The 18,398-nt window shown below is 36.9% G+C and carries 22 protein-coding genes and 1 rRNA gene; 1 reads left to right on the top strand and 22 read right to left on the bottom strand.

The features are described 5' to 3' along the window. Positions 1-85 precede the first annotated feature (85 nt). The 11 genes from spoVG to metG form a co-directional block, all read right to left on the bottom strand. Positions 86-376: a septation regulator SpoVG gene (gene spoVG, locus ACIQYS_RS19435; protein WP_402983725.1), complete on the bottom strand. Its 291-nt coding sequence runs from the start codon at positions 374-376 to the stop codon at positions 86-88. A 640-nt stretch (positions 377-1,016) separates the two neighbouring features. Beyond that, on the bottom strand, positions 1,017-1,388 hold the full coding sequence (locus ACIQYS_RS19440) for a RidA family protein (RefSeq protein ID WP_402983728.1): 372 nt from the start codon (positions 1,386-1,388) through the stop codon (positions 1,017-1,019). Beyond that, the gene (purR, locus tag ACIQYS_RS19445; RefSeq protein ID WP_402983730.1) at positions 1,366-2,217 is read right to left on the bottom strand and encodes a pur operon repressor; all 852 of its coding nucleotides are present in this window, start codon (positions 2,215-2,217) and stop codon (positions 1,366-1,368) included. The genes ACIQYS_RS19440 and purR overlap by 23 nt, the downstream gene beginning before the upstream one ends. Before the next feature lie 55 nt (positions 2,218-2,272). Next, on the bottom strand, positions 2,273-3,139 hold the full coding sequence (gene ispE / locus ACIQYS_RS19450; RefSeq protein ID WP_402983733.1) for a 4-(cytidine 5'-diphospho)-2-C-methyl-D-erythritol kinase: 867 nt from the start codon (positions 3,137-3,139) through the stop codon (positions 2,273-2,275). A 288-nt stretch (positions 3,140-3,427) separates the two neighbouring features. Next, positions 3,428-3,601, bottom strand: a complete 174-nt coding sequence (locus tag ACIQYS_RS19455) for a small, acid-soluble spore protein, alpha/beta type (protein WP_082461123.1) — start codon at positions 3,599-3,601, stop codon at positions 3,428-3,430. 133 nt (positions 3,602-3,734) lie between these two features. Continuing rightward, entirely contained in the window at positions 3,735-3,998 is a 264-nt protein-coding gene (gene veg, locus ACIQYS_RS19460) for a biofilm formation stimulator Veg (protein WP_053591096.1), read from the bottom strand. A 154-nt stretch (positions 3,999-4,152) separates the two neighbouring features. Continuing rightward, positions 4,153-5,031, bottom strand: coding sequence for a 16S rRNA (adenine(1518)-N(6)/adenine(1519)-N(6))-dimethyltransferase RsmA (gene rsmA, locus ACIQYS_RS19465; protein WP_402983738.1), 879 nt, complete (start codon positions 5,029-5,031; stop codon positions 4,153-4,155). 3 nt (positions 5,032-5,034) lie between these two features. Continuing rightward, on the bottom strand, positions 5,035-5,595 hold the full coding sequence (rnmV, locus tag ACIQYS_RS19470; protein ID WP_402983741.1) for a ribonuclease M5: 561 nt from the start codon (positions 5,593-5,595) through the stop codon (positions 5,035-5,037). 84 nt (positions 5,596-5,679) lie between these two features. After that, positions 5,680-6,879 (bottom strand): resuscitation-promoting factor, encoded by a 1,200-nt coding sequence (locus ACIQYS_RS19475; protein ID WP_402983743.1) that lies wholly within the window; start codon positions 6,877-6,879, stop codon positions 5,680-5,682. A 123-nt stretch (positions 6,880-7,002) separates the two neighbouring features. Then, complete coding sequence (locus ACIQYS_RS19480; protein ID WP_402983746.1) at positions 7,003-7,782, bottom strand: TatD family hydrolase; 780 nt, start codon at positions 7,780-7,782, stop codon at positions 7,003-7,005. Positions 7,783-7,909: 127 nt separating this feature from the next. Beyond that, on the bottom strand, positions 7,910-9,862 hold the full coding sequence (gene metG / locus ACIQYS_RS19485; protein WP_402983749.1) for a methionine--tRNA ligase: 1,953 nt from the start codon (positions 9,860-9,862) through the stop codon (positions 7,910-7,912). A 350-nt stretch (positions 9,863-10,212) separates the two neighbouring features. Between metG and ACIQYS_RS19490 the strand changes: the two genes are divergently transcribed. Then, on the top strand, positions 10,213-10,488 hold the full coding sequence (locus ACIQYS_RS19490) for a transition state genes transcriptional regulator AbrB (protein WP_093276543.1): 276 nt from the start codon (positions 10,213-10,215) through the stop codon (positions 10,486-10,488). Between the two features lie 41 nt (positions 10,489-10,529). On the opposite strand, the gene rsmI is transcribed toward ACIQYS_RS19490, so the two are convergent. The 11 genes from rsmI to rrf form a co-directional block, all read right to left on the bottom strand. Beyond that, complete coding sequence (gene rsmI, locus ACIQYS_RS19495; protein ID WP_402983781.1) at positions 10,530-11,408, bottom strand: 16S rRNA (cytidine(1402)-2'-O)-methyltransferase; 879 nt, start codon at positions 11,406-11,408, stop codon at positions 10,530-10,532. Further along, positions 11,371-11,673 (bottom strand): GIY-YIG nuclease family protein, encoded by a 303-nt coding sequence (locus tag ACIQYS_RS19500; protein ID WP_402983753.1) that lies wholly within the window; start codon positions 11,671-11,673, stop codon positions 11,371-11,373. Before ACIQYS_RS19500 ends, rsmI begins: the two co-directional genes overlap by 38 nt. Next, complete coding sequence (locus ACIQYS_RS19505) at positions 11,660-12,406, bottom strand: tRNA1(Val) (adenine(37)-N6)-methyltransferase (protein WP_402983756.1); 747 nt, start codon at positions 12,404-12,406, stop codon at positions 11,660-11,662. Before ACIQYS_RS19505 ends, ACIQYS_RS19500 begins: the two co-directional genes overlap by 14 nt. A 336-nt stretch (positions 12,407-12,742) precedes the next feature. Further along, a complete protein-coding gene (yabA, locus tag ACIQYS_RS19510; RefSeq protein WP_402983759.1) occupies positions 12,743-13,096 on the bottom strand; it encodes a DNA replication initiation control protein YabA in 354 nt (117 codons plus the stop codon). A gap of 15 nt (positions 13,097-13,111) precedes the next feature. Further along, positions 13,112-13,939, bottom strand: a complete 828-nt coding sequence (locus tag ACIQYS_RS19515) for a PSP1 domain-containing protein (protein WP_402983762.1) — start codon at positions 13,937-13,939, stop codon at positions 13,112-13,114. Next, entirely contained in the window at positions 13,932-14,939 is a 1,008-nt protein-coding gene (gene holB, locus ACIQYS_RS19520) for a DNA polymerase III subunit delta' (RefSeq protein WP_402983765.1), read from the bottom strand. Before holB ends, ACIQYS_RS19515 begins: the two co-directional genes overlap by 8 nt. Positions 14,940-15,033: 94 nt before the next feature. Further along, on the bottom strand, positions 15,034-15,474 hold the full coding sequence (locus ACIQYS_RS19525; RefSeq protein ID WP_402983768.1) for a YaaR family protein: 441 nt from the start codon (positions 15,472-15,474) through the stop codon (positions 15,034-15,036). A gap of 24 nt (positions 15,475-15,498) precedes the next feature. After that, positions 15,499-15,828 (bottom strand): cyclic-di-AMP receptor, encoded by a 330-nt coding sequence (locus tag ACIQYS_RS19530; protein ID WP_093276576.1) that lies wholly within the window; start codon positions 15,826-15,828, stop codon positions 15,499-15,501. Positions 15,829-15,876: 48 nt separating this feature from the next. Further along, entirely contained in the window at positions 15,877-16,518 is a 642-nt protein-coding gene (tmk, locus tag ACIQYS_RS19535) for a dTMP kinase (RefSeq protein ID WP_402983771.1), read from the bottom strand. A gap of 2 nt (positions 16,519-16,520) precedes the next feature. After that, positions 16,521-17,942 (bottom strand): aminotransferase class I/II-fold pyridoxal phosphate-dependent enzyme, encoded by a 1,422-nt coding sequence (locus tag ACIQYS_RS19540; protein ID WP_402983774.1) that lies wholly within the window; start codon positions 17,940-17,942, stop codon positions 16,521-16,523. A 383-nt stretch (positions 17,943-18,325) separates the two neighbouring features. After that, positions 18,326-18,398, bottom strand: a 5S ribosomal RNA gene (gene rrf, locus ACIQYS_RS22435); the annotation flags it as partial.

Genomic DNA, 18,398 nt, shown 5'->3' on the forward strand with positions numbered 1-18,398 from the left:
ACAAAGCAAGTATTATAGGCATTTTTCCTGCACAAAAAAAACCATCTCTGGTATAGAAATGGTTTTGTTGTGCATTTTTATATTATTATATGCTTGCCTCTTTCAGTTTCTCTTCATCTGCGTCGCCACTTAAATGATATGCATATAATACCGCTTCTTGAATTTTGTTTCTAGTTCCAGGATTTATCGGATGGGCAATATCCCTAAATTCACCTTCTGGAGTTCTTTTACTAGGCATCGCAACAAATAACCCTGTATTCCCATCTATCACTCGAATATCATGCACAACAAATTCGTTGTCCAGTGTAATGGAAGCGATAGCCCGCATACGACCATCCGTTAGTACTTTGCGTAACCTCACGTCAGTTACTTCCATTTAATCACCCCTTTTCCATAGTTGCAACAGTCTCTCTCAATTACTATTCCACAAGAATATCATTTTTCCTTCTTTTATATAAGAATATTTTTAATATTTTAAAACAAATATCACCACTATAAAAGAATAATGCGTCATAGTAAGTTGAATAAAGTGTCCGCAATGATTTTCACTACAGGACGGACGTTTTCTGCGGGGTGAGCGATGAACCTTCACCGACGCTACGCATACGCTGTGAAGTTTCATCTGTCTCACCTGATCCCGCTAGAGTCGCCGTCCTTCCGCGAAAATCTACATTATTTGCTGACTGATCAACGTCATTACTTCAATTCAATCTAATGTAGTATTTCTAACAATAAATCCAGTAAGTGACAGAGCAACAAACCAGTCACTGATAGTAATCAGTTCTACTTGGAAAGCAACTAAACTAACACTAGAGACCTAATTGTAGTGAAAGCAATCAATTCTTAAAAAAATAACAAGTTTACCTAGAGTGAACTAAAATAATCACTAGGGATATTTTAATAATCAGCAGAAAAACGCAAACTTTATCCTAATAAATGCTCCACTTTTATTGGAACAGCATTTTCTAATTACTTAAATATAAAAAAAGCATGTTTTCCGAAGAAAACATACTTATTTAAACTACTGCAATTAATTCAATTTCCACTTTTACGTCTTTAGGTAATCTTGCCACTTCTACCGCAGATCGAGCTGGTTTATGACCTGCGAAATGTTTTTCGTAAGCATCATTGAATTCTGCAAAATCATTCATATCCTTTAAGAACACCAATGTCTTTACGACTTTAGATAAGGAAGAGCCCGCTTCTGTTAACACTGCCTCTAAATTCTCAAATACTTGTGCTGTTTGTTCTGTAATAGAACCTTCTACAACTTCTCCCCCCGGAGTTAATGGAATTTGACCGGAGCTATAAAACATTCCATTTACAATAACTCCTTGTACATAAGGCCCGATTGCTGCTGGTGCATTAGTTGTTGATACTACCTTCATCTAAACTTCCACCCTTCACAAAATAGTTCCCTTCGGATAAAGCAATTGTACCACTTTTTTCATTTACTTCGTGTAGTTTCACAAGAGACAAATAATCATCCACTAACTGCTCACCTTCATGCTCTGCTTCTACCAATACAGCGATACCTGCTAGCTCACAATTGAATTCCTCGAGCAAACTCTTCATCCCGTTAATTGTTCCTCCGACCTTCATGAAGTCATCTGTGATTAACACGCGTTGCCCTTTTTCCATACTTCTCTTAGAAAGAACCATCGTTTGAATGCGTCTTGCAGATCCAGATACATAATTAATACTAACTGTTGGGCCTTCTGTTACTTTACTGTCTCTTCGAACAACGACTACCGGTACATTTAAGTGTCTCGCTATAGCATGTGCAATAGGAATTCCCTTTGTCGCAACCGTCATAATCGCATCTATTTTTTCATTTGCAAAAGCTGAGGCAAACACTTTCCCTACTTTATTCATCAGGGTTGGATTCCCTAACAAATCGGTCATATACAAATAACCACCCGGTAATAACCGTTCAGCTCTAGAAAGTTGTTCCATCAAATCTTCCGCTACTACTTTTACATCTTCATTGGTCATCGTTGGAATAAACTTCACTCCACCAGCTGCTCCTGGTACAGTTACAAGTAAACCTCTTCCTCTTTCTTCAAATGTTTCTTTCACAATCGTTAAATCTTCACTTATGGAAGATTTAGCCGATTCATATAAAGAAGCAAAAAATGTTAAAGGGATTAATTTATGAGGATGTTCCATTAAGTATTGCGTCATGTCTACTAGCCGTTCACTTCTTTTCCATTTCATTCAATCACCTCCAAATACGAATATTTTATAAAAAACTTAACACAATCATCCGTATTTAAGCAAGTGTGTCTCTGTCTCCGATAAGTCGAACAGCATATACTTCATCACAAAACCCACGAAGCCCGTTATACACTCGTTGTACTCTCGATTCCTGATTTACTAACCCAAATACAGTTGGACCACTACCACTCATTAATACTGCATCTGCCCCAAATTTTTGCATTTGATCTTTTAGTACAGCTACTTCCGGATATAGTTTCAATGTCACTTCTTCTAACACATTTCCTACAGATGCACACATTAGATTAAAATCTTTCTTCTTAATGGCTTGGATCATTTGCTCTGTATTTGGATGCATGATGTCGGTTATTTTTAAGTTTCCGTAAATATCGGCAGTCGAAACACCGAGTGTTGGCTTTGCAAGAATGACCCAACAATTGGCAGGAGACGGTAGCGCTTGAATTTTTTCTCCTCTACCTGTGGCAAGTGCCGTTCCACCATAAACACAGAAAGCTACATCCGAGCCTATTTTAGTACCTATTTGCGCAAGCTCGTCTAGTGTAAGACCTAAATCCCATACAATATTTAAGCCTCTTAACGTTGCAGCTGCATCACTACTTCCTCCAGCTAGTCCAGCCGCAACCGGAATGTTTTTTTCAATTTTTATAGATACGCCAATTTTCACATGATACATTTCTTGTAATATCTTCGCAGCCTGATACGCTAGATTACGATGATCGTTTGGAACAAATCGATCGACCGATAAAATATGTATTTCTCCATCTTCTCTTACTTCCAATCCAATACGGTCTGCTAGATCAACTGTCGTCATAATCATTTCGACTTCATGATACCGGTCTGGTCGTTTATGTAATACATCAAGGGTTAGGTTTATTTTGGCAGGTGCTTTTACATAGTACATCCCATCTGCTCCTTTTCCAACATATGCTGTCCCCTATTTTACCACAGGACATAAGTAAAGCGGAAGCGCCTATGTCTACCCCGATAGTCAAATGGGGATGGTAGGCATCATGCGGGCCTAGGAGGCAGCTCCACAGCCACCACAAGCGATTTGGTTTGCGTCGAGCTTTACGCAGGAGCTGGATCGATATTGAGTAAAAGGGTCTTACATTCTTAACTTTCGAAAAAAGAAAAGGCAGATTTCTCTGCCTTTTCTAGTTGCTAATTGTTCTCATTTGAGAATCTCGCTTTACTTTGGTGATTTCATTTGTTGTTCGGCCATTTCAATTGCTCGTTTCACCATGTTACCTGCATCGCGTGATTTAATTCCACCCCAGCCCTCGGTTTTGACTACATCATAAATTCCAAGATCTTTTGCTATCTCTTCTTTTAATTCATTAGACATAATACCTTTTCTAGCCATGTGGTGAATCCTCCTTTTTAACAACTAGCTTTTATAGTATGTCCTGAAAAAAGAAAAAAACTCTTTTTCCGTTCCAAAAGAACAGAGAAAGAGTTTTTTCTAATATAAAAATAAAAATAAAAGTTCTAAATACTCATTTTACAACGATTAAATTATTTGCTTCATCAAAAATAGTGATTTCTACTGCTTCTGTCAAAATGTCTGCATAACTATAAGATACACGTTCAAAAGAATTTTCATCTTGATCCAAGTCGATAACGAATACAGCGTGATAAGTTTCTCTTAATACACCAGCTCGCTCGATTGTTTTCTTGCGTCCCCCGTTTGCTTTTAACTGCAAACGCTTGCCTAAATGATGATCTAATGACTTCTTAATATCAGCTAAAGTTTTTGGCATTCCGCTTACACCTCACTGAATATTACTATACCATCTATTTATTTTTTTGTCAAACAAAACATTTTAACAACCGAAAGCACTATTTGTCAACGTTTTTATTTCATCCTACGACTACTTTCGTTTATAAACATTACTAATATTGTAACAAGTAGCATTAATGAAAATGGATATATAATTCATCCGCTAAACGACCAAACTCTTCGATAGATAGAGTTTCACCTCTTCTAGTCGGATTAATACCTACTTTTTCTAAAGATTGTAGGATTAACTCTTTTTTCTCCTTCCCATTTGGTAAAGACGATTGCAGATTATTGATAATCGTTTTTCTTCTTTGCACAAACGATCCTCTTGATACTTTAAATAAAAAATCTTCATCAATTACATGTACCGGTGGTGTTTCATGACGCGTTAGCTTAATAACAGCAGATTCTACATTAGGTTGTGGCATAAAAACTGCTTTTGGAACGATCATGGCTACTTCTGCCTTCATATAATATTGAATGGCTATAGAAAGTGATCCGTATGCTTTTGTTCCAGGTTTTGCTGTAATTCGGTCCGCTACTTCTTTTTGCATCATAACAACCATTCCTCGAATGGGAAGACGATCCATTAACAGTTTTAACAAGATAGGTGTTGTTACATAGTAAGGTAAATTCGCCACGACCATAACGTCTTTATAGTCCTCTAGCTTATCTGCAAATAGTTGTTTCACGTCTGCTTCTAATATATCCGAATGGACAATTTCTACATTATCATAAGGGGATAGCGTGTCTTCTAATACTGGTAGCAGGCGTTGGTCAATTTCAAAAGCAATTACTTTTCCTGCTGCTCTTGCTAAGTGTTCTGTTAAAGCACCAATTCCAGGTCCAATTTCAATTGCTGCAGAGTCTTTTGTTAGCTCAGCATGTCCTACGATATTTCGTAAAATATTCGGATCGATTAAAAAGTTTTGACCTAAACTTTTTTTAAAGGAAAAGCCATATTTTTTTAATATTTCTTGCGTCCGAACTGGGGTAGCTATATCTTTTTGCATAAATTATTTATCCTCCATATCCAGCTGTGAAATTACTTCCTCTAGCTGCTGTCTACTTATTTGAAAAACGGAAAGTCGCTTTTGCAATTGCTTCCCATTTGTATAACCAATTTTCAATTGTTCACCAAGTTTTGTTCTTCGCTCTTTGGAATTTGGATGTCCGATCAATTTTCCTTCTACCAAGATATCTATTGGTATATCCTCTCCTGCATCTGTATCAGACTTAGGGGTATAAACACTTGCAAGTGCAACTCGAATATCTTCGTCTTTTGCGTGTTCAATCCCTAGTCCTTTTCCATTTTTAGCAATCGTTTTTTCTTTTGATAAAAATGCATGCTTCACACCAGGAACATGCTCTTCGATAATTGCACGAATACGTCTCCCTGGGTAATCTGGATCGGTAAATACGATGACCCCTCTTTTATCCTGTGCATGTTGAATTTTCATCAGTGTTTCTTTAGAAATAGCGGATCCGTTCGTTTCTATCGTATCTGCATCGACAGCACGCTTAATAGCAGTTGTATCATCTTTACCTTCTACAACAATTACTTCTTTTATTCGCAAAGGTACTTCCTCTTTTCTACTTTATTACTCCTTATCATAACGCAAAAAAGCTTCCCCTATCAACGAAAGGGAAGCTATTCAATATCAATTAAGTACTTTAATGCGTACCTTCTTACGCCCAAAGTCATATGCTTTCGATTTGGAAGGCATAAATAAGTCAATCTTGTTTCCTTTGATGGCACCACCAGTATCTCCAGCTACCGCATAACCATAGCCTTCTACCCACACCTTAGAACCTAGTGGAATTACTTTAGGATCCACCGCAATTACTTTCACATCTGGATTAGACTTTAGATTAATTCCAGTTGTAGTCACACCAGAGCAACCATTACAATAAGCCGTGTAAGCGGTCGCTGTTACATAAAACTCTTTTTCTGCACTATCTGTTTCTCCACGAGATACACTAGCAGTTACTACTTTTGATCCAACCGCAACTACTTTTTTCGTGGGCTCTTTTATCACTTTTTCACTGATGATATTTCGGGATACCTCTACCCCATTTTCTTTTACCACATTATAGGTTCGTGAAACAGTTCCTTTTTCACCTGCTTGCACTACTTTTTCTTTCCCTTTTAATAGCGAGTCATCTTTTTTCGTTTCTACTGCAAAGTTTGTAGCTTCCTCAACTACATCGGTGACCTTTTCTACTCGCACCACTTTTATAACGGAATCTGGAACTACTAAGTCTTCCATTTGCCGTTCTACTCGGTCGAATTCATTCAATTGAATGTTATGTAGTTTTAAAAAGTCAGCGACCGTAGTCGAAGTGGACCATACCTTCTTCTCTTCGTTACTATCTAAAAGCGTGACTTCAAACGCTTTTTCAATCGCAATTTTGTTATTCGGTCCAACCTCTGCATCCGCAGCAGGTGTTATAGCGTCGTGTTCATTTATTGGAACATTCGCTTTTGCGAGTATTTCTGAAACTAAATGTTCAGTAGTGTTGATTGTTTGAATTTCACCATCTACTGTAATTTCTATTTGTCTAGCCTGCTCCCACTCAATCGCTATATTATTTTTGATTGAAGTGTTCACTGAGGGTTGTAAAAAGTCTTCCTTTGCAACTACTATATTACGTTGTTGTAGTAGTTCTCCGACTGTATTTGCATGTGTTAAAATCTCTTGTTGTTCACCGTTAACTGTTAAAGCAACAGTTTTCTTAGTTCCTTCGAATAAAACGAAAGAAACGACTGCAAGAAACAATAGTAAAGATGCAACTGTTACTAATGTTTGCTTGCTCCTCAATGAATGAAAGAACAGGTTTTTCATGGTATTATTTGACATGAAAAACGCCTCCTTGTTCACTCGAGTGATTATATAGAGTACTCGACATCTTGTCAACCGTTTGTGTTTTTTCACACTATTCAAACACAATTTAAGCCAACAATGATAAAGGTATAGTAAAGTTTATTTTTTCTGATCTACTATGCGAAAAAATCGTTCTGCATTATTCGTTGTTGCTTCCGCTACTTGTTCAATCGGTAGCCCTTTTAACCGTGCAATTTCTTCCGCAACAAGTGGTACAAGTGCAGGCTCATTTCTTTTTCCTCGATAAGGATGAGGTGCCAAATAGGGTGCATCTGTTTCAATTAATAAATGCTCTAAAGGGATCTCAGTAGCTACTTCTTTCGGCTTTTTTGCATTTTTAAATGTTACGGGTCCCCCAAGGGATATCATGAAGTTCATATCAATACATTGTCGGGCTGTTTCGACACTTCCACCAAAACAATGCATAATTCCACCTGTTAGATAAGCATCCTCTTCTTTTAAAATGCGAATAACGTCTTCAGTTGCTTCTCGATTATGTATAATAATCGGTAAATTTACTTTTTGAGCTAAGCGAATTTGTTTTCGAAATAATGTTTGTTGAACATCTTTTGGTGATTTATCCCAGTAATAATCCAGGCCGGTTTCTCCAATTCCTACTACTTTTTCATGTGCAGCAAGTTCCTCAATCCATTTTAAGTCTTCGGGCGTACAATCGATTGCGTCTACAGGATGCCAACCAACGACCGCATAAATGAATGAATATTCTTCTGCCAGCTTTATTGCTCGCTCGATTGTTTTACGATCAAAACCAACCACAACCATTTTCTTTACGTTTGCTTGTAATGCGCGATCAATTACTTCTTGTAAGTCTTCGTCGTATTGATCGGCGTTTAAGTGTACATGTGTGTCTATAAACATCCTAATTTCCTCCTTTATTACCACAAACATTGCGTTAGATAGTATTTTTAAATAGTATTCAACTAACCTAACAGACGCTAACTTAAATAAACCTGTCACTTTTAAGCGACAGGTTTATTTTAACTAGTTATTTCACTTGTGCGCCATTTTCAAGCTTTTCGTCTACTGTTGCTAATGTCAAATAACCATCTTTTTCACCTGCGAGAATCATCCCTTGGGATAGCTCTCCTCTAAGTTTAACTGGTTTTAAATTGGCAACTACAATTACTTTCTTTCCAATAAGATCTTCTGGCTTGTAGTGCTTCGCTATTCCTGATACAACTTGACGTTTTTCATAGCCCATGTCCAGTTGAAGCTTTAATAATTTATCTGCCTTTGGAATCTGTTCACATTCCATAACAGTAGCTACTCGCAAATCAACTTTAAAGAAATCATCGATTGTAATCTCTTCCGATTGAACTTCCTCTTCTACTTCTTCTTGTGGTGTTTGTACTGATCCGCGCATTTGATCACGAATATATGCTACTTCCACATCTACATCTAGACGAGGGAATATTGGCACGCCCGTTTGGATTACTTCTATTCCATCTCCAATTACATGGAAATCCCCTAGCTTATCCCATTCCAAATATTCTTCTGTCAATCCAAGCTGGTTCATCATTTCTTTTGGACTGTTCGTCATAAAAGGTTGGATTAGTGTTGCAATTTGACGCAAACTTTCTGCTAAATTGGTCATTACCGCTGCCAACTGACCTCGAAGTGCCTCTTCTTTTGCAAGTACCCATGGTTGTGTTTCGTCAATGTACTTATTCGTACGAGAGATGAAAGCCCATAAATCGCTTAATACAACGCTAAACTGCATTTTCTCCATGCTCGCTTCATACTTTTCTATTGTTTCTTTTGCAAATTCCTGAAGAGCTGCATCGAATTCCGTAGGCTCACTTTGATTTGCTGGAATTTTTCCATTGAAATATTTATTAACCATCGAAACCGATCTATTTAACAAGTTACCTAAATCATTTGCCAAATCGAAGTTTGTACGTTCCACAAACGATTCAGGAGAAAATACGCCATCTTGTCCAAATGGTAGCTCACGTAGTAAGAAATAGCGCGTTGCATCTAACCCGTATCGTTCTACTAACATTTCCGGGTAAACAACGTTTCCTTTAGATTTAGACATTTTGCCGTCTTTCATCATGATAAAGCCATGTGCAAATACCTTTTTAGGAAGTGGTAAATCTAATGCCATCAAGAAAATTGGCCAATAAATTGTATGGAACCTTACAATATCCTTTCCTACAACATGTACATCTGCTGGCCAATACTTTTTAAATAACGTATCGTCTTCTGATAAATAACCAAGTGAAGTAATGTAATTCGTTAAAGCATCTACCCATACGTAAATAACATGCTTCGGATCGCCAGGTACACGAATTCCCCAATCGAATGATGTTCTGGAAACAGATAAATCTTCTAAACCAGGCTTGATAAAATTATTAATCATTTCATTTTTTCTAGACTCTGGTTCAATAAATTCTAGATTATCTTCATAATAAGCTAATAGACGATCTGCATATTTCTTCATATTAAAGAAATATGACTCTTCTTTTACTTTATGAACAGGTCGGCCACAGTCTGGACAGTTTCCATCTACTAACTGACTTTCTGTAAAAAACGATTCACAAGGTGTACAATACCAACCTTCGTACTCGCCTTTGTAAATATCTCCATTATCTAAAAAACGTTGAAATATTTTTTCTACCGTTTTTGTATGACGCTCCTCTGTTGTTTGGATAAAATCATCATACGAAATGTCCATTAAAGCCCATACTTTTTTCGCTGTATCCGCAATTTCATTTACATATGCTTGGGGCTCCATACCAGCTTCTTGTGCTTTTTCTTGAATTTTTTGACCATGCTCGTCCATTCCCGTAAGGAACCTGACATCATAGCCTCTTAGTCTTTTGTAACGTGCCATTGCATCGGATGCTACTGTTGTGTATGCAGTACCAATATGAAACTTGCCACTTGGGTAGTAAATAGGCGTTGTTAAATAAAATGTTTTTTGTTGATCTTTCAATGTAAAATTGCCTCCAATGCGAAAATCTGCTTTATATTCTATTCTATCTAAACAAAGTATTTGTTTCAAATAATTAATAAATCCAATGCATAAGTTATCCAATATTATTTAACTAACTAAATTATTAAATAAAACGGTTAATATTTCAAAATAATAACTATTTTTAATTTTATTAATCACTTTTTTATCTATTTACCTATTAAATAATCAAATTTTTAATATATAGCGCAACTATTTTTATGATTTAATTATTGACGAAAATGGTAGTACTTGGTATAATTATATGTATGAAAGTGATTTATGTCGAATATTGATGAAAAATTTTTACTCTTGAGAGGAGAAAAACTATTATGAAATCTACAGGTATTGTTCGTAAAGTTGATGAATTAGGACGCGTAGTTATTCCGATTGAACTTCGTCGCACATTAGGTATTGCAGAAAAGGATGCACTAGAAATCTATGTAGATGACGACAAAATCATCCTGAAAAAATACATGCCTAACATGACTTGCGCTGTTACTGGTGAAGTGTCAGATGACAATCTTCGTCTTGTTGGTGGTAAATTAATTCTAAGCGCTGAAGGTGCAGAATTACTAATTAAAGAGATACAAAATAACTTAAAATAATAAAAACATCCGTATTCTTTTTAGAATATGGATGTTTTTACTTATTCTACATGATAGTTTTGATAAACGTCTCTTTTTGGTAAACCTCTTTGGATCGCCACTTCTTTAATAGCTTCCTTCGTGGTACATTGTTTTTCTTCTATAATATTATTCACATGTTCTTCTATACTTAGTTTTTCCCACCACGGAGCATCTAATTCATCTAATGGCGCTTCATCATTCCCATTTAATACGATACAAAATTCACCACGAATTTCATTTTGCTCTACCCAGCTTACTGCTTCATCAATTGTCCCTCTAATAAACTCTTCAAACTTTTTCGTCAGCTCTCTAGCTAATACAATTTGACGAGTGCCATACATAATTGCTTGCATATCTTTTAAGGAATCCTTTAACCGATGTGGAGATTCATAAAAAATAATAGTCTCCTGTCTTTTTTGGAGTTGTGTAATCTCTGCTTTTCTTTCTTTTTTATTTCTACTTAAAAATCCATAAAAGAAAAAAGGCTGTGTTGTTAATCCTGATGCGATTAATGCACTTAGTGCTGCGTTTGCTCCGGGGATTGGAATGACTGCAAACCCTTCACCGACTGCTTTTGCTGCAATATCTGCTCCAGGATCTGAAATGCAAGGAAGTCCGGCATCACTCACTAAAGCAATACGTTTTCCCCCCCTTAATAAATCTAATATCTTTTCGCCCCCAGCTAGCTGATTGTGTTCATGGTAGCTCATTAGTGGCGTTGATATCTCAAAGTAATTACAAAGCTTTTTCGTATTGCGCGTATCTTCCGCTGCTATTATATCTACTTCTTTTAATATTCGAATCGCACGCATCGTCATATCTTCTAAGTTACCAATTGGCGTTGCGACTAAGTACAGACAACTACTTTGTTCGTGTTCCGTCGATTTCTGAGATTTCATCATTTATTTGTACTCCCATATAATAAATTTTTTGCTTCCTCGATAACTGCTTAAAAGCATACTCTGCCTGCATTGCCTCACGTTTTGTTTCAAATATTTCATTATATATACAGGCAACTGGGCGTCTTGCTCGTGTATATTTTGCCCCTTTTCCTTCATTATGCACCTTAATTCTATTTGCTAAATCATTCGTATAACCTGCATAATATGAACCATCATTACATTCTAAAACGTAAAAAGTATGAGCTTTTTCATTCTTTTCCATAAAGCATCTCTTTTACTTCTTCTGTATATTGTCCATCTGCTCCATATACATATAAAGGCGGTAAAATTTTTAAATCAGGCTTTCCATCTTTAATTCCTTCTATTAAAAGTGTATTTGCTTCTTTCCCTTCTTTCGGATAGACGAATCGAATACGCTTAGGCTCTAGTCGATTTGCTCTCATCGCCGTTACGATATCAAGTAATCTTCCAGGTCGATGAACAAATGCAGCTTTCCCACCTTGTTTTAACAATTCACTTGCAGAAACGACTGCTTCTTCTAGCGTAAGGTGGATCTCATGCCTTGCAATAGCCAAATGCTCTTTTAAATTGCGTTCACTTGCTTCATGAGCTGGAAAATAAGGGGGATTACAAGTGACAACATCATGTTTCTCCGATCCAATTTGTGCAGCAATTCCTTTTACATCGCCTTGCTTAATCGTAATTTGTTCTGAAAGCTGATTGTATTCCACGCTTCTTGTGGCCATATCGGCTAGTCTTTCTTGCAATTCTATCCCTATTATTTCCGCTTTCGTTCTTGCACTTAAAAATAATGGGATTGCCCCATTTCCTGTGCATAAGTCCATAATTTTTCCCTTTTTAATCGGTACATATGTAAATCTTGCTAATAAAACAGCATCCAATGAAAAAGAAAATACAGAAGGACTTTGAATAATCCGTAAATCCTCTGCCAATAAATAATCGAGTCGTTCGTCATCCTTTAACCATTGTTCCATAATTGATTCCTCCAAGCATTAGAAAAGCGTAAGCGCCTATGTCTGCTCCTTCCGGTAAATGGGGAAGGGGTAGGTCTGCAAAGTGCGCCACATCCTGTGGCAAAGCAGACATGACCCGCATCGTGCAGGCCTAGAAGGCAACCTTATCACATTTGCCCCCGAGGGGTTGCATTCTTCTGCGACGAGCTTTGCGCAGGAGCAACGGTTTTTCTGCGACGAGCTTTGCGCAGGAGCAAGGCGCTGAATCTAGATCGATACTGAGTAAAAAAAGTTTATACTTTCTTCTATCAAAACAAAAGACTGACACCCACTTTTGGAGTGGCATCAGTCAATTGATCATACGTTTTGTTTATTTAAAAATGATAAGCAAAATAGACAATCTTCCTCTTTACGAGAACTTCCAAAATGCACATGACAAACATGATAGCCTTCTTGATAAAGTCGCGCTAAATTATCATGACCTTCTCCGATATCTGCTTTGTTTAATCTTTCTTCTCGAACTTTCTCATTTAATGCTTCTTTTTCATGCATTTCATCGAGTCTCTGTCTCAAATGGCTATTCTCTTGTTGTAGCGTTTGACGTTCCTCTACCATTATCGCCACAAATTCTTTTAAAGCTCGAAATTGCAGCTGCGTGGACTCTAATTGTTTTTCAAATTCTATAATTGTATCTAAAAAATTTCGGTCCATCACACATTCACCTCATTACCTCGACCATTGTACCGGATTTTCCGTATGGCTAATAATTTCTTCTAACGTGTAATCTAATACTCTTTGGGGATCATTTAACTCTATACGCAAAACCCGCTCTAAAATATTCATACTTACTACTCTTCCAAGACCATCCGGCGTTTCGATCTTATCTCCGATATCCGGCATCTGTTCTCTTGCTTCTTCATATTCATCATTTTCATACTTTAAACAGCACATCAAACGTCCACATAAACCTGATATCTTAGAAGGGTTCAACGATAAATTTTGGTCCTTTGCCATTTTAATAGATACTGGTTCAAAGTCACCTAAAAACGTAGAACAACAGAGCATACGTCCACATGGACCAATGCCCCCTAGCATTTTAGCTTCGTCGCGAACTCCAATTTGCCTAAGTTCAATACGAGTTCTAAATACAGAAGCTAAGTCCTTTACTAAATCGCGGAAATCTACCCGACCTTCCGCAGTAAAGTAAAAAATAATTTTGTTTCTGTCAAATGTATATTCAACATCCACCAGTTTCATCTCTAAAGCTCTTTCTAAGATTTTCTCCGTTCCTAAAGCTAGGGCTTGTACAGATTCTAAGCGATTTTCTTCTACTTGGATACGATCCTTCTCCGTAGAAGGTCTTACTACTTGTTTCAAAGGAAGAACAACATCATGCTCGCCTACTTGTTTGATTGGCACAACAACTTTACCGTACTCGACCCCTCTAGCAGTTTCTACAATAACGTAATCGTCCTTCTTTAACGCAAAATCAACTGGATCAAAATAATATATTTTACCCGCTTTTTTAAAGCGAACTCCTACAACATTATACAAAAGTAAATACCTCCTGCAAGTTTAGCATTAACTGCTCCATCATCAGTGTCCGGTTCATGTTCTTATGCAAGTTTTGTTTTGCATGTAAAATTATTTCTAATTGCTTGGATAATTGTTCATACGTAGTATGTAAAGCAATTTGTTTCCAATAATGTATCATATCCGGATAAGTACAGACTGCGACGTTACTTGCTTTTATAGCTACTATATCACGATAAGCGAATAGTAGTAAATCTAATGCTTGTTCTGCATGTTCCTTCTCTTTTAACAATGGTCCAAAATCTTCATGAATACACATTAATGCATCTTGAACACTTTTTCCACTCGCTTCAACCAATTTTAACACTGATTTCCTCGCAAGTCCAAAATGCTCATCCTTCGCTAATCTAATCGCTTCTTCGACTTGATTCGTCATCCGACAAACAGTTGAAGCCATTGAATCGGTAATCCCCTCTTCTACAAGCCTTTGTTTTAAAAGCGATTGCGGCATGGCTGCTAAGCTTATATGCTGACATCTAGAACGAATGGTTGGAATTAGTGCATGCATTCTATCAGTTAAAAGTATTGCCGTTATTTCGCTTTGCGGTTCTTCTAAAAACTTCAGTAATGTATTGGCAGCACTAGCATTCAGTTGATCTGCTTGATGAATAACGTATATTTTACGTCCAGTTTCAATGGCAGTTTTACTCATTTCATGAATTAAATCATCTATTTGACCTCGCTTAATGAATTGTCCATCTGGCTCGAGTTCCTTAAAGTTAAGATGATTATTTGATTTTAATCTTTTACAACTTCGACATGTTTCACATGGAACATTTTCGATCGGGTTTTCACATAATATGAGTTGGACAAAAAATTGCATCACCTTTACTTTTCCAGTACCTTTTGCCCCTTCAATAATATATGCGTGCCCAATACGGTTTTTCTGAACAATTGATTGTATCTGCTTAATTGCCACGGGTTGTAATTTATCCACTCCATCAATTGACCAGTTTTCCATAAATCTCACCTTCTCTATTATCAAATGCTTTTATCTTTTCTTTATCTTCCTCTAAAAAATCCCGTGTCTCGCGGGTGGCGAAAACACGGGTAATTTACGTGTAAAGATTAATAAGTAGACCTTTTATCTCTCCAATTTTGTCTAAAAGATCAATAGAGTTTTTCTCTTGGTCTAAAATCTCTTCGGCTAGTTCCACTAACTTCTCATCGATTGTTTCAACAATCTTCAACTTTCTACCTTCACCATAACGATTCCATGTATGAGATTGTTTTAATCCCATCCCAAAATCTACGGCTTCTTGTAGAAACTTTCGAATTAGCATTTTAAACTTTGCCATATCCCGTAAATTTCTAGATCGTGCAAGACGATCTCCTGCCGTCGAAATATCTCCTAGTAGTTTAGTTATTGTTTCAGTCTGCATTCTTTGCTCATGCCTAGAAACCATTTGTCCGAAGTTTGCAGAGCGTGGGCCATTTTGTATAGAATCTTTTCTAACTTTATCTATCCCTACTCGTAAATCTTGGTTTATCTTCAACTGTTTCTACCCCTTCCTTCATTATTAAAAATGATGGAATTGTTCAATCGGTAGAACAAATACTGTAGCTCCTCCTACTTCAACCTCAACAGGGTATGGAATATATGAATCTGCATTTCCTCCCATTGGAGAGACTGGCGCAACCATTTGTTCTCGTGCTCGACAATTATCTCTGATCAATTCTAAAGCTGAAGCCACTAATGAGTCATCTGTACCGATTAAAAATGTAGTATTTCCAGATCGTAAAAAACCACCTGTACTCGCCAGTTTTGTCGCTCTAAACTTCGCTTTCGTTAAAGCATTAGACAACCGATTACTATCTTGATCCTGTACTACCGCTACTATCAATTTCATCGATACTCACTCCTATTTTATATTTTATTCTTTTTATTATAACACTAATTATCTAATTATTTCTAATTCACTTTTTATTAATTTGTAGACATCTTCTAATACTTCGTCCACAGAACGGGAAGCGTCAACTACTTCAATACGTTCTGGAAACTGATCAACTAACGATAAATACCCTTCTCTCACTTTTTCATGGAACGATAGACTTTCTACATCTAAACGATTTTTTTCGCGAGCTTTATGCGCATTAATTCTGGCGAGTCCCTCGCTTGGTTCAATATCGAAAAGAATCGTTTTGTTTGGCATTGTATCACCAATTGCAAATTTATTTATAGCTAGTATTTGTTCTACACCGATCCCTCTTGCAAAACCTTGATAAGCAAGTGAACTATCTATAAAACGATCACATATAACTATTTTACCAGCCTCAATAGCAGGCTGTACTTTTTCAACTAAAAGCTGTCGCCTAGCTGCAGCATATAGTAAAGCCTCCGTACGACTCTCCATCATTGTATGCTCGTTATCTAAAATTATGTTTCTAATCTTTTCAGAAATCATAATCCCACCTGGCTCTCTTGTCATCACAACATCATAGCCTTCTTCTGTTAATTTATCTCCAAGTAAATTCATTACTGTTGTTTTTCCAGCACCCTCAGGACCTTCACTAGTTATAAAATACCCTCTTTTTTGCACAATCAATCCTCCACTACATATATTAACTTTTCCGCAAGTCGATGTTCTCCTTGAAATACCGCACCCTTTTCTAACCATTCTTCTAATTCAGTTAGCATGGAAACAGTAATTTTCTCTCCTGCTATTATAAGCGGAATTCCAGGCGGGTAGGGAATCACCATCGCTTTTGCTATTCTTCCGATTGAACGGACATAAGGAATCCATTCTCCTCGCTTTCCACTTAATACGCCTACACTCATATGTAATGTTGAAATAGAGTGTTGAATAATTGGTTGGACTTCACTTGGACTATTTGGTTCTTCTTTTCGTAATTCATCTACTGCGTACTTTATACGCTTCCTAATATCTGCAAAAGGGTATTCATGCTCTCCCTTCAATAAAGGCAAAATAAATAATACTTGATGTGTATCGGCTAATTCTACATAAATATTCTGCGCTTCAAATGCTTTTTGTACTTGAAAACCGGCATACTTTCCTACTCGTATTAACAGTTTAAGTGGATCATCTACTTGTACTACTTCCAGACAAGGAATGGTTTCCAACGAATTCATAAATAACGTTCTTCTATCCATAAAATATTTAAAATCTACTTCATTGTAGCTGTCCACATAACTTCTTGCATCATCTAGTGAAGCAAGTAAAAGATAGGAGGGGCTACTAGATTGTAGCATTCTCAGGTACTTATTTATCGTACTCACTTCGAGAAAGTTCGAATTAAAATGTAAAAAAGAGCCCATCGTTAATGCAGGTAATGTTTTATGAGCCGATTGAACAACTACGTCTGCTCCGTACATTAATGCAGATTTCGGATATCCCTTATTCGCACGGAAATGTGCTCCATGAGCTTCATCGACTAATACCGGTATATTATTCACGTGACACAAGTCAATAATATCTTTTAATTCAGAAGATGCAACACCATAATAACTAGGATAGGTGAGTATAACAGCTTTAGCCATAGGATATTGATGTATTGCTTTACTTATCACTTCCAATGGAACATAAGATGCGGTTTTCGTTCGCTCGTCCCATTCTGGTGATACAAAGATAGGCTCCGCTCCGACTAATTCGATCGCATGAAAAATAGACTTATGAGCATTTCTTTGTACAATAATTTGCTCGCCAAACTGGCAAGTAGCATAAATCATAGCCAAGTTTCCTACAGTCGTTCCGTTTACTAAAAAAAAGCTTTTCTGCGTTTCATATGTATCTGAAAGTAGCCGCTCTGCTTCTTTGATTGCATCTTCTGGATGATGATAGTCATCTAATCCACATAGCTCGGTTAAGTCATATCGCATGGTTTCTTTCATTACTTTTGGCAAGTTTGATAAGAGTCCGTTTTTATGTCCTGGTACATGAAAAGAAATACTTCTCTGTTTATGAAAGTTCTCTAATGCCTCGACTAACGGCCTTTTTTCCAGCATGTTATACTACCTCACAATATTGTTTCTAATTCTCTTCTTTTATTATACATGAATCGAGCTTTTTTATGTTTCCCTCTTTCTTATATGATGAAACTCCTTTATAAAATATTGCATGGATAATAGATTTTAGCAACGAAATGAGATTAGACTACTATCCAAGTCAATTATCTAATAAAATAGGGGCTAGTTTGGAAATAAACAGTTTAGGGCAATCAAACCGACCTTATAAGCCACTGATTTATGTTGAGAGCAACCGGACTCCCTATGGTAGTAATCAAATAGAGATGGCTTATTTTTAATAGTGATTATTCTCACCAATGATTAATTATTCTACAAATAAAAAGAAGTCGCTACCGATTACTCGGTAACGACTTCTTATTTGTGCCCAGCGACGTCCTACTCTCACAGGGGGAAACCCCCAACTACCATCGGCGCAAAAGAGCTTAACTTCCGTGT

It is taken from the genome of Psychrobacillus sp. NPDC096426 (assembly GCF_044762745.1).
Lineage (GTDB): Bacteria > Bacillota > Bacilli > Bacillales_A > Planococcaceae > Psychrobacillus.

Excerpts from the sequence above, each read along its gene's own strand:
- spoVG (WP_402983725.1), bottom strand. The coding sequence starts at position 376 with ATGGAAGTAACTGACGTGAGGTTACGCAAAGTACTAACGGATGGTCGT.
- ACIQYS_RS19440 (WP_402983728.1), bottom strand. The coding sequence starts at position 1,388 with ATGAAGGTAGTATCAACAACTAATGCACCAGCAGCAATCGGGCCTTAT.
- purR (WP_402983730.1), bottom strand. The coding sequence starts at position 2,217 with ATGAAATGGAAAAGAAGTGAACGGCTAGTAGACATGACGCAATACTTA.
- ispE (WP_402983733.1), bottom strand. The coding sequence starts at position 3,139 with ATGTACTATGTAAAAGCACCTGCCAAAATAAACCTAACCCTTGATGTA.
- ACIQYS_RS19455 (WP_082461123.1), bottom strand. The coding sequence starts at position 3,601 with ATGGCTAGAAAAGGTATTATGTCTAATGAATTAAAAGAAGAGATAGCA.
- veg (WP_053591096.1), bottom strand. The coding sequence starts at position 3,998 with ATGCCAAAAACTTTAGCTGATATTAAGAAGTCATTAGATCATCATTTA.
- rsmA (WP_402983738.1), bottom strand. The coding sequence starts at position 5,031 with ATGCAAAAAGATATAGCTACCCCAGTTCGGACGCAAGAAATATTAAAA.
- ACIQYS_RS19475 (WP_402983743.1), bottom strand. The coding sequence starts at position 6,879 with ATGTCAAATAATACCATGAAAAACCTGTTCTTTCATTCATTGAGGAGC.
- ACIQYS_RS19480 (WP_402983746.1), bottom strand. The coding sequence starts at position 7,782 with ATGTTTATAGACACACATGTACACTTAAACGCCGATCAATACGACGAA.
- ACIQYS_RS19490 (WP_093276543.1), top strand. The coding sequence starts at position 10,213 with ATGAAATCTACAGGTATTGTTCGTAAAGTTGATGAATTAGGACGCGTA.
- rsmI (WP_402983781.1), bottom strand. The coding sequence starts at position 11,408 with ATGAAATCTCAGAAATCGACGGAACACGAACAAAGTAGTTGTCTGTAC.
- ACIQYS_RS19500 (WP_402983753.1), bottom strand. The coding sequence starts at position 11,673 with ATGGAAAAGAATGAAAAAGCTCATACTTTTTACGTTTTAGAATGTAAT.
- ACIQYS_RS19505 (WP_402983756.1), bottom strand. The coding sequence starts at position 12,406 with ATGGAACAATGGTTAAAGGATGACGAACGACTCGATTATTTATTGGCA.
- yabA (WP_402983759.1), bottom strand. The coding sequence starts at position 13,096 with ATGGACCGAAATTTTTTAGATACAATTATAGAATTTGAAAAACAATTA.
- holB (WP_402983765.1), bottom strand. The coding sequence starts at position 14,939 with ATGGAAAACTGGTCAATTGATGGAGTGGATAAATTACAACCCGTGGCA.
- ACIQYS_RS19530 (WP_093276576.1), bottom strand. The coding sequence starts at position 15,828 with ATGAAATTGATAGTAGCGGTAGTACAGGATCAAGATAGTAATCGGTTG.
- ACIQYS_RS19540 (WP_402983774.1), bottom strand. The coding sequence starts at position 17,942 with ATGCTGGAAAAAAGGCCGTTAGTCGAGGCATTAGAGAACTTTCATAAA.